Here is a 19,765-nt window from a genome sequence, read left to right on the forward strand (position 1 = left end):
ATATAAATTGGTTGCGGGGGCAGGATTTGAACCTGCGGCCTTCGGGTTATGAGCCCGACGAGCTACCGGACTGCTCCACCCCGCGACAATGCTGTCATAAACAGCGACAAGAATAAATATACACTATTTCACTGGCGCTCGTCAAGTATCTTTTGGTTGAATTTTCATCAAGGGAGGAAGCGGACCCCATAGCGGCCTTTTTTGGATCGATACACTTCAACGATACGGGGATCATTATAGCCGAACAGCCATGCATCCTGCTCCAGCCGTTTGGCAAAGCAGCCGGCTTGAAATTTGCTCGTATAGAGCTTTCCATAATATACCCAGTTCATCTACGCTTGCTCCTTTTCCCAAGATCATCTAGACAAAGTATATTATGTCCAGTTGTCCTGTAAAAAACCGCTGTATCGCCAAAAGCGAGTGCACGGACAAAAACCATCATCACATTAACCGCTGCACATGCCTTACGGCGCGATTATTGGATGACGGCTGCAATTCAGGACTTTTCCATTAGTTTACGCTATCGCTGACCGTCAGCCTCGGCTAACCAGGCTTCTATGCTTATCAGCTCCTGTTCCATGGACGCATCATCGCTATCAAATTCATCGGCTCCGCCTTCGCCTTCCTTCAAATGACGATAGAGCCGTTCGGAAGCAGGGATTGCTCCTTCATCTCGATCCCCTCCTTATTTTGCGTGTACGCTGAGCCGGCTGCTGACCGCTCCCACCGTTCATCTTCGTCAAATGCGCCGCCGCGCGCTGCTCTTTCGGCATTCCCAGAACGGGGTAGTGGGCTTTCAGCTTATCCATATGCTGCCGGATAAAGAGATAGCGGTGAATAAAGACGACCGCCATATAGATGCCAAGGACCAGCAGCACCGTGAAGCCGGCCATCCCCATCACAAAGCTGCCGATATCCCCGATGACAGCGACTGCGATATAGTAAGCCGCATAGCCGATGCCCGCACACAGCAGAGCCACTCTCCCCGCCTTGCCGACTCCGCCCTTTCGTTCCATCGATTGGTAAGCACCTTTCTGTAGAGCCCTGAAGTGCAGCGTATAGAACACGCCGAACAGCAGCACCATACCGCCAAGCGAACTTGCGCCATAACCGATGCCGGTCAATCCGGCCAGATCGTACATCATTTTAAGAACAGCAATTTGACAGGTAAACGCCAGCGCCAGGCCGAATACGCCCATGAAAAGCACAAACGCGACCTCCGATCTGTAAGGATTGCTCCCGAGCCCGATTCCCCATATAAGCATCACAGCCCAGATCGCACAAGCCGCATAGAAGTAAGGCGACATTATCGGCGACGCCAGCGTTACGAGAGCCGGAATAAGCAGAATGAACAGAAAGCATACGATGCCTCCACGGATCTGCTCTGCCGGAATGAGCCGAAAATGAAACCGTTCCTCCTCTGAAATGTTCATCTCCTCATCCACTCCCCATAGTTATTTGAACCAGCCGGCCATCGTTGAACCGATCTTCTCCGCCCCCCTCTTCAAGCCTTCGGTCACGGTATCCTTCTTTCCGTCTCCGCTCCTTGCCGGCTTAATATTTCAGGCACTGCACGTATTTTCGTCATCTCTGATAATCCTCCAAGGAAACTAGCATTTCACTCGGTCGATTAACGAGCCCAGCGCGAGACGCCGCGAAACAACATCCCGTGAAGAGTACCTTTCCTGAATGTTCTTTGCTCGTTCAATGTTCTTGCGGCCCGTCTCTCTGAATGATTCCGTAATACAGAATCGTCATCAGCTGCTCGCTGATCGCGTTCAAGCTGCCCAGACCGGCGTACCACTCCGTACGGGCGGAGAACTCCTTAATGAAGGCCAGAAAAGCAACAAGCACCTGCGGCGAGATATCCTTCCGGATCTGTCCCAGCTGCTGGCCTTTAAAGATCAGCATTTCAAACTCCGGCACAACATGCTTGTCATTGAACTCCCTCAACTTCTCCATTTGATCCGGAAACTTGGCCAGGTCGGTGACAAACTTCTGCGAGGCAATCTTCCGGAATGCCTCCTGATCCTGATACAAGCTTGTCAACGCCTCTAGTGGATTCTCCGCCTGGTCCATCACGCCGCGGTATAATGTCATCATCTCCTCAATCAGCCGGTCTACGACTTGATCCAGAAGCCCCTCTTTGCTGTGGTAATAGTTATAGAGGGTCATTTTGGACACCGGAACGGCTTCGGCAATTTGCTCCATGCTCGTCTGCAAGATCCCCTGCTCTAAAAATAACCGCTTCCCCGCTTCAAGCACAGCTTCTTTCTTCGCCTTCATAAAGCTGCTTGCCCTCCTCTTTCGTAATGCGCTTTAAAATACTCCCTGTATTAAACGCCTTCAGTAACCTCTAGGTACCCAGATATCATCTGACTGTGCTTATCGCGGATTCGCCCGGATGGAGTCTACATCTGAAGAGACGGCCCCCGTGCCGAGCCAGCCGTCAACGACATGGTTAAACAGCTCGGGATTGGCGAGCGGTATGCCGTGCCCGATGCCGGGAAACACGACGCCGACAGCACGGTCGAAGTGCCCTGCCAGATCCTCCGCCGATTTTCTCATGATGCCCCGCTCCTTCTCACCGACGGTAACCAGCAGCCTCGCATTCGACTCTGCGATCTTCGGCGAGAGCGAATAGGACATATTCTCCGTCAGCACGGAAACGAGCAGCTTCTGGTTCATCTGAAGCGATTCGGCGTAGTACTGCTCGAAATCATCCTCGCCAACGTACAGCGTACCGGCCTGCAGCTTGGAAAACCATCTTCTTCTCATCAACGGGAAACTGAGCCGGACGGACGGTACGATCATCCGAAGGGCTGCCGGCATCGGACGCAGCAATGCGCTGTTTACGACGGCATAATGGATAAGCTCAGGGTTCTGGCACAGCATATCCACAAGGATCTGCGCACCTAATGAAAAGCCGACAACAACAACCTCTCTGCCGTCCGCCTTTGCCGAAATGAGATCACAGATCTGTTCCGCGGTTTCTTTTATGGAAAAAGAGACATGATCTCCCGTGCTCCGGCCATGGCCGGGCAAATCAGGGACCAAGCACCAGCTGTCCTTAAAAAAGATACCTGCTTGTTCCACATCCACCCGCTTACGCCGCCCCCATGTAAGAACACCATCATCCGCGAAGCGTCTTGGTTGCCGCTTTCCTTAACGTACAGGTTCAGACTCCCCACCCCCCATATCCAACTCCAAAAATGTACTTATAACTCAATTATAGTACAATTATTTCGAATAATCATCGAGTGATTACAATTATTTTATACTTCTTTAAATAGGATAGTCTATTTTTTGCTAGCTATAAAATACTCCAACTAGGGTAGATCAACGTTGAAACAGAGGAGCTCAATATCGTGAAAGCAAAAGAAAAGGCTGCCCCCAAGTCTACTGACCCGGAACAGCCCCTGAAGGCATTAACGATTGCATTTATACTCCGAAGGACGACGGATTCGCTCTCCAAGACTTGAGCAGCTCCACATCTTCCTTTTGAATCCGATTCTCGCTAAGCGCTACATCGATCAGCGCCGTGTAGTTCGATAAGCTCTGCATCGGAATGTCTGCCTCGGCGAAGGCTTGTACCGCTTTATCCAGCTGATAGCTGAAGATAGCCAGTACAGCCAGCGGCTGTGCGCCTGCATCTTTCACCGCTTGCGCAGCTTTCAGCGAGCTGCCGCCGGTGGAGATGAGGTCTTCGATGACAACGATCTTTTGGCCGGGCTTGATCAGGCCTTCGATCAGATTCCCCTTGCCATGGCCTTTCGCTTTGTCGCGAATATAGGACATGGGGAGATTCAGCTTCTGGGATACCCATGCAGCGTGAGGAATGCCTGCCGTTGCGGTTCCCGCGATCGCTTCCGCCTCCGGATACTGCTCCCGGATGACCGCCGCGAATGACTCAGCAATGGTTTCGCGAATCTCTGGATAGGACATCGTCAGCCGGTTGTCGCAGTAGATCGGGGATTTGATGCCCGATGTCCATGTGAACGGCTGATGCGGACGAAGCGATACCGCCTCGATCTTCAGCAAATAGGATGCGATCTGTTGTGGAATATTCGCGAGTGTGCTCATGCTTGAATCATCTCCTCTATAATTTGTTCGGCGGCTTGCCGCGGATCCGAAGCAGCCGTAATCGGACGGCCGACAACCAGATAGTGGCTGCCCTTGCGGATCGCCTCTCCCGGTGTCAGCACCCGCTTCTGATCGCCCACATCCGAGCCTGCCGGCCGGATGCCCGGGATCACGGTCTTAAACGCCTTCCCGCAGGCAGCGGCTATGGCCTCTACTTCGAGCGAAGAAGCGACAACGCCGTGAAGTCCGGCTTGGCGGGCAAGCTCTGCGTATCGGACGACGGTGTCTTCCACCGGACCTGCGATACCGATCTCTTCGTTCATCACCTGCCGGCTCGTGCTCGTTAATTGCGTTACCGCGATGATCGTAGGCATGGCAAGGCCCGGGGTGTCCGCCACTGCGGCTTCCGCCCCGGCTATTGCCGCCTGCATCATCGCCAGCCCGCCGCCGGCATGGACGTTAAACATATCCACGCCAAGCCGGGTAACGCTGTGCGAGCCGCCTTTAACGGTGTTCGGAATATCATGCATCTTGACATCCAGGAACACGGAGTATCCTGCTGCCTTCAGCTCTCTTATGAAGTCCGGACCTGCAGCGTAGAAGAGCTGCATGCCGACCTTCATGTAACATGGAACTCCCTCCAACCGGCGCACCAGTTCCTTTGCGCGGGCGGCATCCGGAAAATCCAGGGCCACCATCAGGCGGCCCGCCATTTCTTGATAGCTGGCGTTCATCTAGTTCCTCCTCCCGACTTTAGACCGGCATCGCTTCAGAGGAGAAGTTGATCGTCTCCAGCATCGTCAGAAGCTCGCGAACCGTATCGAGCGAGGTCATGCATACTACACCGTTCTCAACGGCTTCCCGACGGATCCGGAATCCGTCACGTTCCGGCGTCTTGCCCTTTGTCAGGGTGTTGAAGACGAAGTTCGCTTCGCCCGTCCGGATCATGTCAAGGATATTCGGATTGCCTTCGGACAGCTTATTGATGGTCGTCACATCAAGTCCGGCTTCCTTCAGTGCGGCTGCCGTGCCTCCGGTAGCCACAATCTTGTAACCTAGCTTATGGAAGCCCTTCAGAAGATCTACCGCTTCGGCTTTGTCCTTGTCTGCAATCGTTGCGATGATCGCGCCGGTGGACGGAATCTTCATTCCGGCTCCGATCAAGCCCTTGTACAGCGCTTTGGCATACTTCACGTCCCGGCCCATCACCTCGCCGGTCGACTTCATTTCCGGACCGAGCGTAGGCTCAACCCGGCGCAGCTTCGCGAAGGAGAAGACCGGTACCTTAACGGATACATGCTCGCTCTCCGGCCACATGCCTTCCTCGTAGCCGAGATCCTTCAGCTTGCCGCCCAAGATAGCCTGGGTTGCAAGGTTAGCCATCGGGATGCCGGTTACCTTGCTCAGGAAAGGCACCGTTCTTGAAGAGCGCGGATTCACTTCGATGACGTACACATCGTTTTTATAGATAACGAACTGGATGTTTACCAATCCGCGGGTATTCAATTCTTTCGCGATCTTGATCGTAATTTCCGCAATCTTATCCTTCAGTTCCTGCGTCAAATATTGCGGCGGGTAAACCGCGATCGAGTCGCCGGAGTGAACGCCTGCGCGCTCCACATGCTCCATGATTCCCGGAATCAGTACCGTGTCGCCGTCGCAGATCGCGTCCACTTCGACTTCCTTGCCGAGCATGTAGCGGTCGATCAGAACCGGATGCTCCGGATTGATCTTCACGGCCTGCTCCATGTAGCTCAGCAGCTCGCTGTCGGAGTAAACGATCTCCATCGCGCGTCCGCCTAGTACATACGATGGTCGAACAAGAACCGGATATCCAAGGGATTGGGCAGTTCCTACAGCTTCATCCACCGACGTTACCGTGCTGCCTTTCGGCTGGGCAATGTTCAGTCTGGACAGCAGCGCCTCGAATTTCTTGCGGTCCTCGGCCTCATCGATGCTCTCGAGGCTTGTGCCGAGAATTTTGACGCCGGCTTTCGCGAGCGGAGCAGCCAGGTTGATCGCCGTTTGTCCGCCGAACTGCACGATAACGCCGACCGGCTTCTCCTGCTCGATGACATTCATGACATCCTCGAAGAAGAGCGGCTCGAAGTAGAGACGGTCGGACGTGTTGAAGTCCGTGGATACCGTTTCCGGGTTGTTGTTGATAATGACGGCTTCGTAACCGGCCTTTTGGATCGCCCATACGGCGTGCACCGTGGAGTAGTCAAACTCGATGCCTTGACCGATACGGATCGGGCCGGAGCCCAAAACGACTACCTTCTCTTTGGAGGATTCGATCACTTCGTTCTCCGTCTCGTACGTCGAGTAATAGTAAGGTGTCGATGCTTCGAACTCGGCTGCGCAGGTGTCAACCATCTTGTATACCGGACGCAGTCCGTGCTCACGGCGCAGGAAGCGGATCGATTCCTCGGTCGTATGCGTGCTCGCCTTGCCTTCGGCGCGAAGCTCTGCAATCGCGCGGTCCGTGAAGCCGAGACGCTTCGCTTCAAACAAGGTTTCGTAGGTCAGCGCAGCCTCCTGGCGGATATGGTCTTCGTATTTGATCAAGCGCTCGATTTTGTCCAGGAACCACCAGTCGACATGGGTCAGATCCTGAATTTCCTGCAGCCCGTAGCCGCGGCGGAACGCTTCCGCGATCAGGAATATACGTTCATCATCGGCCTTGACGAGGCGCTGCTTCAGGACATCGTCGCTCAGCTCGTCCGCACCCTTCAGGTAGAGGCGGTGAACGCCGATCTCAAGCGAGCGGACCGCTTTATGAATCGACTCCTCGAAGGTACGGCCGATCGCCATGACCTCACCCGTTGCTTTCATCTGCGTTCCAAGCTTCCGGTTCGCTTGCGTGAATTTATCGAAAGGCCAGCGCGGAATTTTGCTGACGATGTAGTCAAGCGTCGGCTCGAAGCAGGCATAGGTTTGTCCTGTTACCGGATTGACGATCTCATCCAGCGTATAACCCATGGCAATTTTGGCCGCCATCTTCGCGATCGGATAGCCCGTCGCTTTCGAAGCCAGCGCCGAGGAGCGGCTGACCCGCGGATTAACCTCGATGACATAGTATTGGTAGCTGTTCGGGTCAAGCGCGAACTGTACGTTACATCCGCCTTCAATGTTCAAGGCGCGGATGATTTTAAGCGAAGCGGATCTGAGCATTTGATACTCGCGGTCTGACAGCGTCTGGCTCGGCGCAACTACGATGCTGTCTCCCGTATGAACGCCGACCGGGTCGAAGTTCTCCATGTTGCAGACGACGATGCAGTTATCGTTCGCATCGCGCATAACCTCATACTCCACTTCCTTCATGCCGGCAATGCTCTTCTCGATCAGGCACTGGCTGATCGGGCTGTAGCGAAGACCGGAGCTCACCGTTTCCCGCAGCTCCTCCTCATTCGCGCAGATCCCGCCGCCCGTGCCGCCCAGCGTATAAGCCGGACGTACGATGACCGGGTATCCGATCTCGTCGGCAAATGCCAGCGCTTCTTCAAGCGTCGTGACGATCGTGCTTTCCGGCACCGGCTGCTCCAGCTCGCGCATCAGCTCGCGGAACAGGTCGCGGTCCTCCGCTTTCTCGATCGATTCCAGCTGCGTTCCAAGCAGCTTCACGTTCTCCTGTTCCAAAATACCGGCGCGTGCAAGCTCCACCGCCATGTTAAGGCCGGTCTGGCCGCCCAGCGTTGGCAGCAGGCCGTCCGGACGCTCCTGGCGGATGATTTGGGTTACAAAATCCAGCGTGATCGGCTCGATGTATACTTTATCCGCCATGTTGGTATCCGTCATGATCGTGGCCGGGTTGCTGTTAATCAGCACAACCTCGATGCCCTCTTCCTTTAACGCCTGGCAAGCTTGTGTGCCGGCATAGTCGAATTCTGCGGCCTGACCGATTACGATCGGACCGGAGCCGATGACGAGTATTTTTTTCAAGGATTCATTTTTTGGCATATTAGCGAGCTCCTTTCACGGCTGCGGCCAGAACCGCCTGGCGCGGTTTCCGGACTTCGTTCTGCTTGTGCTCTCGAATCATCTCAAGAAACTGATCGAATAAGTAGCTGCTGTCGTGCGGTCCAGGTGCAGCTTCCGGGTGATATTGTACGGAGAAAGCCGGGAATTTCTTATGCTTCAAGCCTTCAATCGTCTTGTCGTTATTGTTGATGTGAGTCACTTCGAGCTCCGTGCTCTTGACGGATTCTTCATTCACCGTGTAGCCATGGTTCTGCGATGTGATGTAGCAGCGGCCGCTGGCGAGATCTTTTACCGGGTGGTTGCCGCCGCGATGCCCGAACTTCAGCTTCTCGGTATCGGCGCCGGCTGCCAGCGCGAACAGCTGATGACCCAAGCAGATGCCGAAGATCGGATATTCGCCGAGCAGCTCCTTCACCATGTTCACGGCATAAGGAACGTCTTTCGGGTCCCCAGGACCGTTGGACAGCTGAATTCCGTCCGGATGCAGTCTGCGGATCTCCTCGGCGGTCGTATCATGAGGGACCACGATCACATCGCAGCCGCGGGAGGTCAGCTCGCGCAGGATCCCGCTTTTTGCCCCAAAGTCGACCAGGACGATCCGCTCCTTGGAGCCCGGGCTCGAGAACATTTGCGGCGTGGATGTTCTGGCTACCTGATTCCGCAGTTCATCGATCGTGGTGAGTCCGAGCATTTCCTTCAGCTCTTCCACCGATTTGCTGGACGTGGTCAGAATCCCTTTCATCGTACCGTGGTGGCGGATAATCCGGGTCAGCATCCGGGTGTCGATATCGCTGATCCCTGGGATGCCGTATTCCTTCAGCAGATTATCGACGCTGTACTCTGCGCGCCAGTTGCTGGGAACAGGCTCATGTCGGCGAACGACGAATCCGTGCACGAACGGCCGAATGGATTCAAAGTCATCCCGCGTTATGCCGTAGTTTCCGATCAGTGGGTACGTCATCGTAACGATCTGTCCGCAGTACGAAGGATCGCTCAGCACCTCCTGATATCCTGTAATTCCTGTATTGAATACGACCTCTCCGGTCATCTCAGCATCCGCGCCGAAGGACTTCCCGACGAACAGCGTTCCATCCTCCAGTAACAATCTTGCCTGCATCCCGATCACTCCTGTCATCTATGTGTAATATATTTTATAGGTCAATTGCCTAAGTGTTACTAAAACCCGCCTCTTTCGGACCACTTCACTTCGCCGTCGACCCAAGTCATAACCGGCCAGCCCTTCAGCTTCCATCCGGTAAACGGGGTGTTGCGGCCTTTCGTCGCAAACGTTTCAGGGTTCACTTCCTTCTCCGCATTCAGATCGATCATGGTCAGGTCCGCAGCGGCGCCGGCTTTCAGCACGCCGCTGTCCAGTCCGAACACGCGAGCCGGGTCGCTGGTCATCCGGCGTACCAGGAGCGACAGATCCCATTTCCCCGTGGCGACGAACTTCGTGTAGAGCAGCGGGAAGGCTGTTTCGAATCCGACGATGCCGAACGGTGCCAGCTCCATCCCCTTCGCTTTCTCCTCGGCGCTGTGCGGCGCATGATCGGTTACGATCATGTCCAGCGTTCCATCCAGAAGCCCTTCGATGCAAGCCTCTACATCGCGCGGCGAGCGCAGCGGGGGATTCATTTTCCAGTTCGCGTCAAGGTCCGGAATATCTTCATCCGAGAGCACCAGATGGTGCGGGCAGACCTCGGCCGTTACCGAAATGCCGATCGCTTTCGCCTGGCGGATCAATCTGACCGATTGCTCCGTGCTCACGTGGCACACATGGTAGTGCACGCCCGTAGCTTCCGTCAGCAAAATGTCGCGCCCGACGTGAATCGCCTCCGATTCGTTCGGGATTCCCTTCAACCCGTGGCGCTCAGCGAACTTCCCTTCGGTTACGCAAGCGCCTTTCACCAGCGAGTCATCCTCGCAGTGGGCGATGACCGGCATGCCGAGCGCCTTGGCCTTTCTCATCGCATCCTTCATCATTTGCGCATTCTGAACGCCGACGCCGTCATCCGTAAATCCGATGGCCCCGGCTTCCTTCAAGGCTTCGAAATCCGTCAGCTCGCGTCCAAGCTCGTTCTTCGTGATGGCCGCGTATGGCAGCACCTTCGCCAGATTCGCTTCGCGCGCTTTATCGAGGATCAGCTTCACCGTCTCCGGCGTATCGGTTACCGGTCTTGTATTAGGCATGCAGGCGATCGTCGTGAATCCGCCCTTAACCGCCGAGCGGCTGCCGGTTTCGATCGTTTCCTTATGCTCATAGCCCGGCTCTCTTAAGTGCACATGCATATCGATGAATCCCGGCGTGACCAGCTTGCCCTCCGCATCGATGATTTGTGCGCGGGAATCTTGCGGCAGATCCGCCAGTTCACTGACCACCGCTTCAATCAACCCGCCTGCAATTACGATATGTTTAAGTTCCAGCTGCCCCTGCTCATTGATCACATTTGCATTTTTAATGACTTGCATCTGCATCTTAAGATTCCCCTCCGAAAGCGAAGCTTCGATTCGCTTCTTTGTATATTGTATAATAAAAATTCATATTTGTGTATATTTATTAATCCCGATTTCATTTCTTACCGTTTTATGCCGCTTCAATTACCCTTTCATCGCCCGTTCCATAACCGCCATCCGGATCGGAACCCCGTTGGACATCTGCTTGAAAATCATCGATCTCGGGCTTTCCACCACCGCATCGTCGATCTCCACATTCCGGTTGACCGGTGCCGGGTGCATGATAATGGTATGGCCGGCCAGCTGCGCGGCCCGCTCTTCCGTCAGCCCGTATTGCTCCCGGTATTCGCTGCTCGACTTGAACAGCCCTTCATTGTGACGCTCCAGCTGAACCCGCAGCATCATGACCACGTCGGCCTTCAGCGCCGTTTCCATCGAAACGTAAGGCGCATATTGCGCAAGCTCCGGAGCCTGCATCGACTCGGGTGCGCAGAACTGTACGCTCGCGCCGAATTTTTGCAGGGCCCATAGGTCGGAGCGGGCCACCCGGCTGTGCTTGATGTCGCCGATGATCGATACGGTCAGCCCTCTCAGATCGCCGAAGCACTTTCGCATCGTATACAGATCCAGCAGAGCCTGCGTCGGATGCTCATTGTTTCCGTCGCCGGCATTGACGAGCGGGATCGATACCCGCTCGGCCAGCTCCTGCAGAACGCCTGCTGGCTTCAGCCGGATCACCCCCGCGTCGACACCCATCGACTCCAGCGTGCGTACCGTATCGTAGATGGATTCTCCCTTCTCGACGCTCGAAGCGGCCGACGCGAAGTTCATCACCTCGGCCCCAAGACGCTTCTCGGCCATTTCGAAGGAAAATCTCGTTCTCGTGCTGTTTTCGAAGAACATGTTCACTGCAAATTTCGATTGGAGAACCGGAATCACTTTGTCCGTTTGCGCTTCCCAGTAAGCTGCACGGTCCAGGATCGATGCGATCTCATCCCGGCTGATATCCTTTAATCCCAGCAGGCTGCGTTCTTTCAAAGAAATGGCCGTTGTCGTCATATTATCGTTCCTCTCTGTGGCTGATGGTCACTTCGTCCTTGCCGTCGATTTCGCTCAGCGACACCGTAATTTCCTCCTGCTTGGAGGTCGGAACATTCTTCCCGATATAATCCGGTCTAATCGGCAGCTCGCGATGACCGCGGTCTGCCAGCACCGCCAGCTGGATCATTCTCGGACGGCCGCAATCCATCAAGGCGTCCATCGCTGCCCGGATCGTCCGTCCGGTGTACAGCACATCGTCAAACAGAATCACTTTCTTGTCGTGAATGTCCAGATGCGCCAAACTTTGCTTGGCCCCTTCGCCTGCGCCGGCAGCCGCTCCTTTGCTGTCACGGTCATCCCGGTAAGAGGTAACGTCGATCTCCCCCCAAGGAATCGGGGTGCCTTCAATGTCGTTCATCCGCTCAGCAATTCGCTGCGCCAGGAAAACGCCGCGCGTACGGATACCGACCAGCACGCAATCCTCAATCCCCTTGTTCTTTTCCAATATTTCATGGGCAATTCTTGTCAGCGCACGGCGGATCGCCGTCTCGTCCATAATGACATGCTGTTCACTGCTCATCCTTGTTTCCTCCTTATTCACTTCTTGGATTAGCCCTTAACCAGTCTGTTGAAATCAACCAGATTCATACACACAAAAAAACTCCTTGCCCGCTGGGCAAGGAGTTGATCTCACAGAGATAGGCAGGCAGCAGCAACCGTCCGCAGACAGAGCTATGCCTCCACAAAAATGAACCTCGGTTCACGTTACCTTGCCAGCCTCACGGGACTGATTTAAAGGTGCTATTCGATTGATCTCATTATGACAGACCCCATAAGAGTTGTCAACTACGATCATGTCGAATAAAGTCATGAATCAAACCCAAAATTTTACCAATCAGAATTCAAACTCGACGTCGCTGAGCCTTCTGCGGATTTCAGAGATGACGCGCCGTTCTTCCTCTTCCCCGTTCGCGATAAAGGTTACGGAAAACCGTACGAAATGGCCGGCATCATCCCAAGGTACCGTCGAGATCAGCTTTTCGCGGATCAAATATTGTGAGAAGTCTTCGCCGGATTCAAAGCGGCGTCCGCCTTTAATGCCTTTAGGGGCTTCAACATATAGGAAGAAGGAACCCTTCGGCTTCTCGGCCGTAAAGCCAAGCTCGTTCAGCATGTCCACCAGCATATCGTGACGGCGGGAATACTTCTCTGCGATCTTCTCCGTAATTTGCGGATTGTCCAGGCCGTAAGCGGCAGCCTTCTGAATCGCGATGAACTGGCCGGAGTCGTTGTTGTCCTTTACATCGCCAAACGCTTTGACGACAAGCGGGTTACCGGCAACAAATCCGATGCGCCAGCCGGTCATGTTATAGGATTTGGACAAGGAATGCAGCTCCACACCGACATCCTTCGCCCCCGGCACCGACAAGAAGCTGAGCGGCTTCAGGCCATCAAAGGTCAGCGCAGCATATGGAGCGTCATGCACCACGACAACGCCGTATTTGCGGGCCCACTCAACGACCTCGGCGAAAAATTCATAGGTTGCGCTTGCCCCCGTCGGATTATTCGGGTAATTCAGATAAAGCAGCTTCGCCCGCCGTGCGATATCTTCCGGAATGGAGCTGAGGTCCGGCAAGAAATCATTCTCCTTCTTCAGCTCTACATTATATACTTCGCCGCCCAAATATTTAGTATGCGTACCGAGCACAGGGTATCCCGGAACGGTCATAATCGTGAAGTCACCGGGATTGATAAAGCATGACGGCAGCATGGCAAGCGCCGGCTTGGAGCCGATGGAATGCAGCACCTCCGTGGCCGGGTCGATCCCTTCCACACCGAATACGTTTTTCAAATAGCGGACAGCGGCTTCCTTGAACTCGGCAATTCCGTTATCGGCGTAACCGCGGTTTTCCGGCTTAGCCGCTTCTTCGGCCAGCTTCGCTACGATCCCGGCGTCAGCCATCTCGTCCGGTTCGCCGACGCCCATATCGATCAGCTCCGTATCGGGATGCTCCAGCTTCGCGGCAGCTTTGGCTCTTTTGATCTTCTCGAATTTATAAATGGCTGTGTCTTTACCGTAGTTAGCACCGCCGATTCGATCGGCAAAGTTTTGTTGAATATACGTTTCCTGATATTTATCGATGCTCATCGTTTGTACTCATCTCCTGCTCATACAATCCAATTTTTAATTTAAATATGCCGTAAATGGACTGCTGGAGCCATGTATTTTGTATCAGATGATTTGTACTTTTTCTAATTGGGAAAATGCTTCAGCATCACGAGAGCTCAAGCCATTCTGCCAGCAGACGGTCATGCATCGCCGATAAAGACTCCCGCTCCTTCCAGCGTTCCTCCAATGTTGCGAAGTCCTCCTCGCTCTCCGGATTAGCTTCTCCTTCAATCGCTTCATCCAGACGCTGGATTCGCGTTTCGAGCTCCGCGATTTCCTTCTCCAACCGCTTCATTCGGTCCATAGCAGACGGCTCTATAATTGAATTAGCCGTTGAAGCTTTCTTTCTGCGCCGATCCTCGGCGGACAGCTGCTGCGCCGGCTGCTTCACCGAATCGCTTGCCTCTGTCTTTGAGGTTCCTTCCGCTTTTACCAAAGCAAGCTGCTCCTTCTTGGCACGGAAATCATCGTAGCTCCCTAGGTAGGCAGTCAAACGGCCATTTTCCAGCTCCCATATCTTCTCGCCGATCCGATTGACGAAATACCGGTCGTGGGAGATGACAAGAATGGTGCCCGTGAATTCCTGCAGTGCATCCTCCAGCGCCTCCCGGGATTCGATGTCGAGGTGATTGGTCGGCTCATCCAAGAGCAGCAGATTCGGCTTTCGATGGATCAGTACAGCCAGCCTCAGCCTCGTCCATTCCCCTCCGGATAACTGGCCCACCGCCTTGAAAACCGCCGGACCGTAGAACAGGAAACGGGCTAGCTTGCCGCGTGCCTCCCCTTCACCGATCCCGGCATGCTGCCGGAAGAATTCGAGGACGCTTTCCTGCGGATTCTCCGGCTTCTCTTCCTGGGCAAGATAACCTGCGTCTACGCGGGCCCCCAACTCAACGGAGCCCTGAGCAGGGGTGAGTTTGCCGAGCAGCACCTGGAACAGTGTCGTTTTTCCGCTGCCGTTCGCCCCCATGAGCACGATTTTCTCCCCAAATTCCAACAGCCCCGATACGCCTTGCAGTACAGGCTCATCACCATAAGCGTGAACAACCTGCTCAAAGCTCACCACCCGGCGTCCCGTCCGTTCCTCAGGATTCAGGTCAAAATCGGCCGATCTGCGCTGCAGTACCGGCCGTTTGACCGGCTCCATCCGCTCCAGTGCCTTGCGCATCGAGGCAGCCCGCTTGAAGAACTTCTCGTTTCCGCCGATCCGTCCCCACTCTTCCAGCTGCCGAATCGATTCCCTCATCTTCTTGACGACCTTTTGCTGCTCTTGGTACTGCTCAAACTGCTGGAGCAGCCTTGCCTCCTTCGCTTCCATATAAGCCGTATAGCCGCCAGCGGCCGTAAAGGCCTCCCCATCTTCCAGCTCTATGGTTCGCGTCGCCACGCGGTCCAAAAAGTACCGATCATGCGAGATGACGACACAGGTGCCGGAATAATCACGCAAAAATGATTCAAGCCATTCGATGCGCCGCAAATCCAGGTGATTGGTCGGCTCGTCAAGCAGGAGCAAATCAGGCTTCACGATAAGCTGGGAAGCCAGCATCACCCGGGTCTTCTCCCCGCCCGATAAGGCACTGAATGGAAGATCATAAATCGACTGGGAAATATCGAGCCCCGATGCGATTCTGTCGATGCTCGCCTCCATCTCATAGCCGCCCCCGCGTTCAAACTGCTCCTGGAGCACCGCATACCGCCGGAGCAGCCGCTCCAGCTCTTGGGCATCCCCGGCAGCCGCCGGATCGCTCATCCGAGACTCCAGCTCGGCCATCGCCGACTTGCATTCCTTCAAAGACCGCAAGCCGTAGGACAGGACATCCCACACCGTCCAATCCTTCGTATCCTTTGGAATCTGCTCCAGGTATCCTACCTTTGCATCCTTCTTGATCGCTAAACGCCCTTCACTCGGCTGCTCGATTCCGGCCAGAAGACGCATCAGGGTTGTCTTCCCGCTGCCGTTTCGTCCGATCAGCGCTAATTTCTCGCCATCGCGGACTTCAAACGATATATGGTCCAGCACCAGATTGGCGCCATGGTAATAAGTTAACTGTTGTGCATCAATCATATTCATTCTAGGCTTCCTCCTGTACCGGCATGACCTGTAATGATAAAGCCATGCCGAATCCGTATTTTGGAGAAGACCTCGCCCGGAATGCAAAAAGGTCCCGCAGAGCAAGCTCCGCGAGACCTAAGGATACTAAACAGCCCGATTAAACAGGCTTCATCCGTACAGGCAGGCAGGTGACTTCTCGATGGTGAATTCCGTATGCTTAAAAATGGACAGACCTCTCCCGTTGTCGGAAAAAGCATGAACAATGCCAGCCATTGCCATAGGTAGCTGGCTAATACGGTTGTTCACCATCTCGATATTCATCCTGCCTCACCTCCTTCATTCAAGTTATCGACAATATACCATATTGCCAAATGATAGCGCAAGTCTGTGTATGAACGGCTGCCCGAATAGGGTAAAAAGCCTGGACACTGACCCCGGCAGCGTCTGTACTGTCATTGACCTTTTGATCTTTTTTTGGGAGCACCGCAGGAACCAACAAAAAAAGAACCGCTAACGGCTCTTTAAAATCGTCAGCAGTTCTTCCATGTCCTCCGGCATAGGTGCCGAGAACTCCAAATATTGTCCGCTTGCAGGGTGGACGAAGCCGAGCACGGCCGCATGCAGCGCTTGTCCGTTCAGCTTGATTCCCTTGCTCTTGCCATATACCGGATCTCCAACAAGGGGATGGCCGATATATTTCATATGCACCCGGATTTGGTGCGTTCTCCCCGTCTCCAGCTTCAGCTCGAGCAGGCTGTAATCGCCGAATCGCTCAACAACGGTAAAGTGCGTCACCGCATGCTTGCTGTTCCGGTCCGTGACTGTATACATTTTGCGATCCTGCGGATCCCGGCCGATCGGCGCATCGATCGTTCCCTGATCGTGGCTGATGTTGCCATGCACCAGTGCCAGATAGCGCCGGTTCACGCTATGCTCCTTCAGCTGTGCGGCCAGAGACGCGTGCGCCTTATCATTCTTGGCGGCCATGATCAGCCCTGTGGTGTCCTTATCGATCCGATGGACGATCCCCGGACGGAGCTCGCCGTTAATGCCGGATAGATCCTTGCAGTGATGCATCAGTGCGTTCACCAAGGTCCCTGATACATGGCCGGGGGCCGGATGAACCACCATCCCTCTTGGCTTGTTGACCACGATAACGTCACGGTCTTCATATGCAATGTCGAGCGGAATATCCTCCGGAACAATCTCGACGACCGATGGGGCCGGTATGGTCAGCGCAATCCGGTCTCCTTGGCTTACCTTGTAATTGGCTTTCACCGGCGAATCATTGACTAGGACATGCCCATCGGCAATCCACAACTGGACCTGAGATCGCGACACATCCTCAGCCAGTCCATCGGTGATGTATTTATCGATCCGGGTCTTGGCGGACTCGGCGTCGACGATCCATTCCTGAACGTCCTGCTCCTGCTCGTCCGAATCTACCACATGATCTGTACGCTGCCCGTCCTGCAACATTACTCATTCCCTTCCGTGCCAGAAACTTCTCTTGATGTATTGAGCTTATTGAGCTTCTCCCGTCTTCCATCCAGAATGGTATCCAGAATAATCAGGCCAACGCCAATCACGATACAGGAATCGGCAATGTTGAATATCGGGAAGGTGTAGCTGCCGAAATTGAATTGCAGAAAATCGACAACCTCGCCCATCAGCAGACGGTCGATAAAATTCCCCAAGGCACCGCCGAGCACAAGCGCAAGCGCTGTCGGCAGCAATTTGCGGCCTTCCTTCGTCATTTTGCGCAGATACCATACAATACCGGCCACGACAGCTATCGTTACGACGATAAAAAACCACAGCTGGTCCTGTAGAATACCGAATGCGGCTCCACGGTTCCGGCTGGATGTAATCAAGAAGAAATTGCCGATAACCGGGATCTGCTCATACATTTCCAGCCTCGAGGCGATCAGATATTTAGTGCCCTGATCGATAAGAAACATTACCAATGCAATCAAATAATACACCACTCGTTTATGTCACTCCGATCTTTACATCTGCCGGTTCGTCCCTGGGTCGACAAGCTCCCCGCAGGACCGGACAGTAACTCGTCTTATTGTAGCACAGGGGCTCGGACAACGTCCATTCCTCTCCAATGGGGTGAACATTTTCCGTCAGTAAAACGAACCCGCACAGCGCACTATATAGGTAAGAACAAGAAGGTCAACTTCGGACCGGAGAGGAGCCTAACATGTCGCATCTTACTCAGGAACAACTAAGGACCCTGCAGCAGAAACTGATGGAACGGAAGGCTGAGCTCGAATCACGGATGGTACACAACGACCAGCATGGGCTCGGCGAATCGGAGCGGGATAATACGGGCGAGTTATCCCATATCGACAACCATCCCGGAGACTTGGGCACCGAGGTCTACGAAAGGGGGAAGGACCTTGCGCTTCAGGACAGGGTGGATCTTGAGCTGCAGCGCGTCATTTTCGCGCTTGAAGCCATCCATCACGGGCGATACGGTACTTGCGAGACCTGCGGTCAGCCGATTCCGTATGAACGGCTTGAAGTGCTTCCCGATACCAAATATTGCGTCGAGCATACACCGAAAACGGAAATTTCCAGAGACCGCCAGGTTGAAGAAGAGGTGCTGGCTCCCGCCTTCGGCAAGTCCAGCATGGACGAGCATGAGTATGCGGCCTTCGACGGCGAGGATGCCTGGCAGATCGTTGAGAGCTGGGGGAACTCAAACTCGCCTGCTTTAGCGGAAGGGAATAATATTGACAGTTATAACGAAATGGATATTGAGCATGAGGATGATTTGGGCGGTTTTGTTGAAGTGTATGAAAACTTCGTGGCCACCAACATCGACGGGTCGGAAGTGTTCATCGTCCGCAGTCCGCAGTACATCGACTACCTGAATCGGGGCGAAGGAAGCTACCTGCTGGATCCTCATGCGGAGTCCGACGACGATTCGCTTATCTAATTGCTCGTGAGCGGGACCGGCAGCAAGCTTACGGAATACCTCTGGCTGCCGGTCTGTACATACGCCCAAGCCTCCTAATGCCCGCCGCCTTACCGAAGCTCCAGCTGCCGCTGCACAATGCGCACAATATCCGCTATATAGTCCCCGATAATCGGGAGATTTAGCGCGCCAAGGGCTTGAAGCACATAAATGATCGTAGCGGCGAAAAATGTAAACCCAAGCGCAATTCCCACCCCGCGTGCCGTCCCCGCCAGCAAGTTGGTTCCGATCAGCCGCCATGGCCGATTCAGAAGCTGCGTATAATCCGCGATCCTCGACTTTTCAAGCTGCTGTGCGATATCCGTAAGCATCCGGTGGATGGCGTTCAAGCGCTCCTCCTCGTTCATTTCCGCATGCTCCGCTGGATCCTTCGTATCCTTGCGTTCCGCCATGACACCGCTACCTCCTTATACACTGGACAGCCTCGGCTATTGCGGGCTTAGTCGTTTCCCTTGTTCCCAAAATAGTGCATAACATGCTCGTCGTATTCGTCGCATCCCACAAAAAATACATGGATAGTATACGTCCGCTGCAACCGTATCATTCTTCAAAGATTGCCGGCAGCGAACCAAAACAAGAGGTTACTTCTGGAGGGGAAAACCGCCTTCGTTGTTCGAGCAAGTCCCTTTTAGGCTTCTGGTGCGGAAACCGCCCTCTCTGACCGGAACAAGTCCCTTTTAGGTACTTCTGGTGCGAAAACCGCCCTCTTTGGACCGAGCAAGTCCCTTTTAGGTACTTCTGGTGCGAAAACTGCCCTCTCTGGACCGAGCAAGTCCCTTTTAGGTACTTCTGGTGCGGAAACCGCCCTCTCTGACCGGAACAAGTCCCTTTTAGGTACTTCTGATACGGAAACCGCCCTCTCTGGACCAAACAAGTCCCTTTTAGGTACTTCTGGTGCGAACAATCGCTCACATTTGCCCAGTTCAGCCAATACAAGTTCTTTTAGGCTCCAATATAAAAAAGACCATGGAGGCCGCTTTGCCGCTCCATGGTC

General features: G+C 54.3%; 18 protein-coding genes and 1 tRNA gene. 1 reads left to right on the forward strand and 18 read right to left on the reverse strand.

Features of this window, described 5'->3' with window-relative positions:
- Positions 1 to 8: 8 nt before the first annotated feature.
- From NSQ46_RS20705 to lspA, 17 genes are all read right to left on the reverse strand, one after another.
- A tRNA-Met gene (locus tag NSQ46_RS20705) sits at positions 9 to 85 on the reverse strand.
- 82 nt (positions 86 to 167) lie between these two features.
- Positions 168 to 332 carry a hypothetical protein gene (locus NSQ46_RS20710; protein WP_007129503.1) on the reverse strand — a complete coding sequence of 55 codons (165 nt, stop codon included), beginning with the start codon at positions 330 to 332 and terminating at the stop codon, positions 168 to 170.
- A gap of 336 nt (positions 333 to 668) precedes the next feature.
- Positions 669 to 1,433 carry a hypothetical protein gene (locus NSQ46_RS20715; RefSeq protein WP_342574544.1) on the reverse strand — a complete coding sequence of 255 codons (765 nt, stop codon included), beginning with the start codon at positions 1,431 to 1,433 and terminating at the stop codon, positions 669 to 671.
- Positions 1,434 to 1,704: 271 nt separating this feature from the next.
- On the reverse strand, positions 1,705 to 2,286 hold the full coding sequence (locus NSQ46_RS20720; protein WP_342574545.1) for a TetR/AcrR family transcriptional regulator: 582 nt from the start codon (positions 2,284 to 2,286) through the stop codon (positions 1,705 to 1,707).
- 99 nt (positions 2,287 to 2,385) lie between these two features.
- Positions 2,386 to 3,102 (reverse strand): alpha/beta hydrolase, encoded by a 717-nt coding sequence (locus NSQ46_RS20725; protein ID WP_342574546.1) that lies wholly within the window; start codon positions 3,100 to 3,102, stop codon positions 2,386 to 2,388.
- Between the two features lie 339 nt (positions 3,103 to 3,441).
- Complete coding sequence (gene pyrE / locus NSQ46_RS20730; RefSeq protein WP_342574547.1) at positions 3,442 to 4,083, reverse strand: orotate phosphoribosyltransferase; 642 nt, start codon at positions 4,081 to 4,083, stop codon at positions 3,442 to 3,444.
- A complete protein-coding gene (gene pyrF / locus NSQ46_RS20735) occupies positions 4,080 to 4,817 on the reverse strand; it encodes an orotidine-5'-phosphate decarboxylase (protein WP_028406171.1) in 738 nt (245 codons plus the stop codon). The genes pyrE and pyrF overlap by 4 nt, the downstream gene beginning before the upstream one ends.
- A 19-nt stretch (positions 4,818 to 4,836) precedes the next feature.
- A complete protein-coding gene (gene carB, locus NSQ46_RS20740) occupies positions 4,837 to 8,043 on the reverse strand; it encodes a carbamoyl-phosphate synthase large subunit (RefSeq protein ID WP_213614212.1) in 3,207 nt (1,068 codons plus the stop codon).
- Position 8,044: 1 nt separating this feature from the next.
- The gene (locus tag NSQ46_RS20745; RefSeq protein ID WP_007129495.1) at positions 8,045 to 9,181 is read right to left on the reverse strand and encodes a carbamoyl phosphate synthase small subunit; all 1,137 of its coding nucleotides are present in this window, start codon (positions 9,179 to 9,181) and stop codon (positions 8,045 to 8,047) included.
- Positions 9,182 to 9,240: 59 nt separating this feature from the next.
- Positions 9,241 to 10,539: a dihydroorotase gene (locus NSQ46_RS20750; protein ID WP_342574549.1), complete on the reverse strand. Its 1,299-nt coding sequence runs from the start codon at positions 10,537 to 10,539 to the stop codon at positions 9,241 to 9,243.
- A 123-nt stretch (positions 10,540 to 10,662) separates the two neighbouring features.
- Positions 10,663 to 11,577: an aspartate carbamoyltransferase catalytic subunit gene (locus NSQ46_RS20755; RefSeq protein ID WP_342574550.1), complete on the reverse strand. Its 915-nt coding sequence runs from the start codon at positions 11,575 to 11,577 to the stop codon at positions 10,663 to 10,665.
- 1 nt (position 11,578) lies between these two features.
- On the reverse strand, positions 11,579 to 12,139 hold the full coding sequence (pyrR, locus tag NSQ46_RS20760; protein ID WP_007129492.1) for a bifunctional pyr operon transcriptional regulator/uracil phosphoribosyltransferase PyrR: 561 nt from the start codon (positions 12,137 to 12,139) through the stop codon (positions 11,579 to 11,581).
- A 315-nt stretch (positions 12,140 to 12,454) separates the two neighbouring features.
- A complete protein-coding gene (locus NSQ46_RS20765) occupies positions 12,455 to 13,708 on the reverse strand; it encodes an LL-diaminopimelate aminotransferase (RefSeq protein WP_342574551.1) in 1,254 nt (417 codons plus the stop codon).
- Between the two features lie 127 nt (positions 13,709 to 13,835).
- Complete coding sequence (gene abc-f, locus NSQ46_RS20770) at positions 13,836 to 15,800, reverse strand: ABC-F type ribosomal protection protein (protein WP_342574552.1); 1,965 nt, start codon at positions 15,798 to 15,800, stop codon at positions 13,836 to 13,838.
- Positions 15,801 to 15,950: 150 nt separating this feature from the next.
- Complete coding sequence (locus NSQ46_RS20775; RefSeq protein WP_007129489.1) at positions 15,951 to 16,103, reverse strand: RAxF-45 family protein; 153 nt, start codon at positions 16,101 to 16,103, stop codon at positions 15,951 to 15,953.
- Between the two features lie 189 nt (positions 16,104 to 16,292).
- Positions 16,293 to 17,261, reverse strand: coding sequence for an RluA family pseudouridine synthase (locus NSQ46_RS20780; RefSeq protein ID WP_007129488.1), 969 nt, complete (start codon positions 17,259 to 17,261; stop codon positions 16,293 to 16,295).
- Positions 17,261 to 17,770, reverse strand: coding sequence for a signal peptidase II (gene lspA, locus NSQ46_RS20785; protein WP_007129487.1), 510 nt, complete (start codon positions 17,768 to 17,770; stop codon positions 17,261 to 17,263). The genes NSQ46_RS20780 and lspA overlap by 1 nt, the downstream gene beginning before the upstream one ends.
- A 221-nt stretch (positions 17,771 to 17,991) precedes the next feature.
- Between lspA and NSQ46_RS20790 the strand changes: the two genes are divergently transcribed.
- A complete protein-coding gene (locus NSQ46_RS20790) occupies positions 17,992 to 18,732 on the forward strand; it encodes a TraR/DksA C4-type zinc finger protein (RefSeq protein WP_342574556.1) in 741 nt (246 codons plus the stop codon).
- Between the two features lie 89 nt (positions 18,733 to 18,821).
- On the opposite strand, the gene NSQ46_RS20795 is transcribed toward NSQ46_RS20790, so the two are convergent.
- On the reverse strand, positions 18,822 to 19,163 hold the full coding sequence (locus NSQ46_RS20795; protein ID WP_007129485.1) for a DUF5665 domain-containing protein: 342 nt from the start codon (positions 19,161 to 19,163) through the stop codon (positions 18,822 to 18,824).
- Between the last annotated feature and the right edge of the window lie 602 nt (positions 19,164 to 19,765).

It is taken from the genome of Paenibacillus sp. FSL M8-0142 (genome assembly GCF_038597315.1).
GTDB lineage: Bacteria > Bacillota > Bacilli > Paenibacillales > Paenibacillaceae > Paenibacillus_AQ > Paenibacillus_AQ lactis.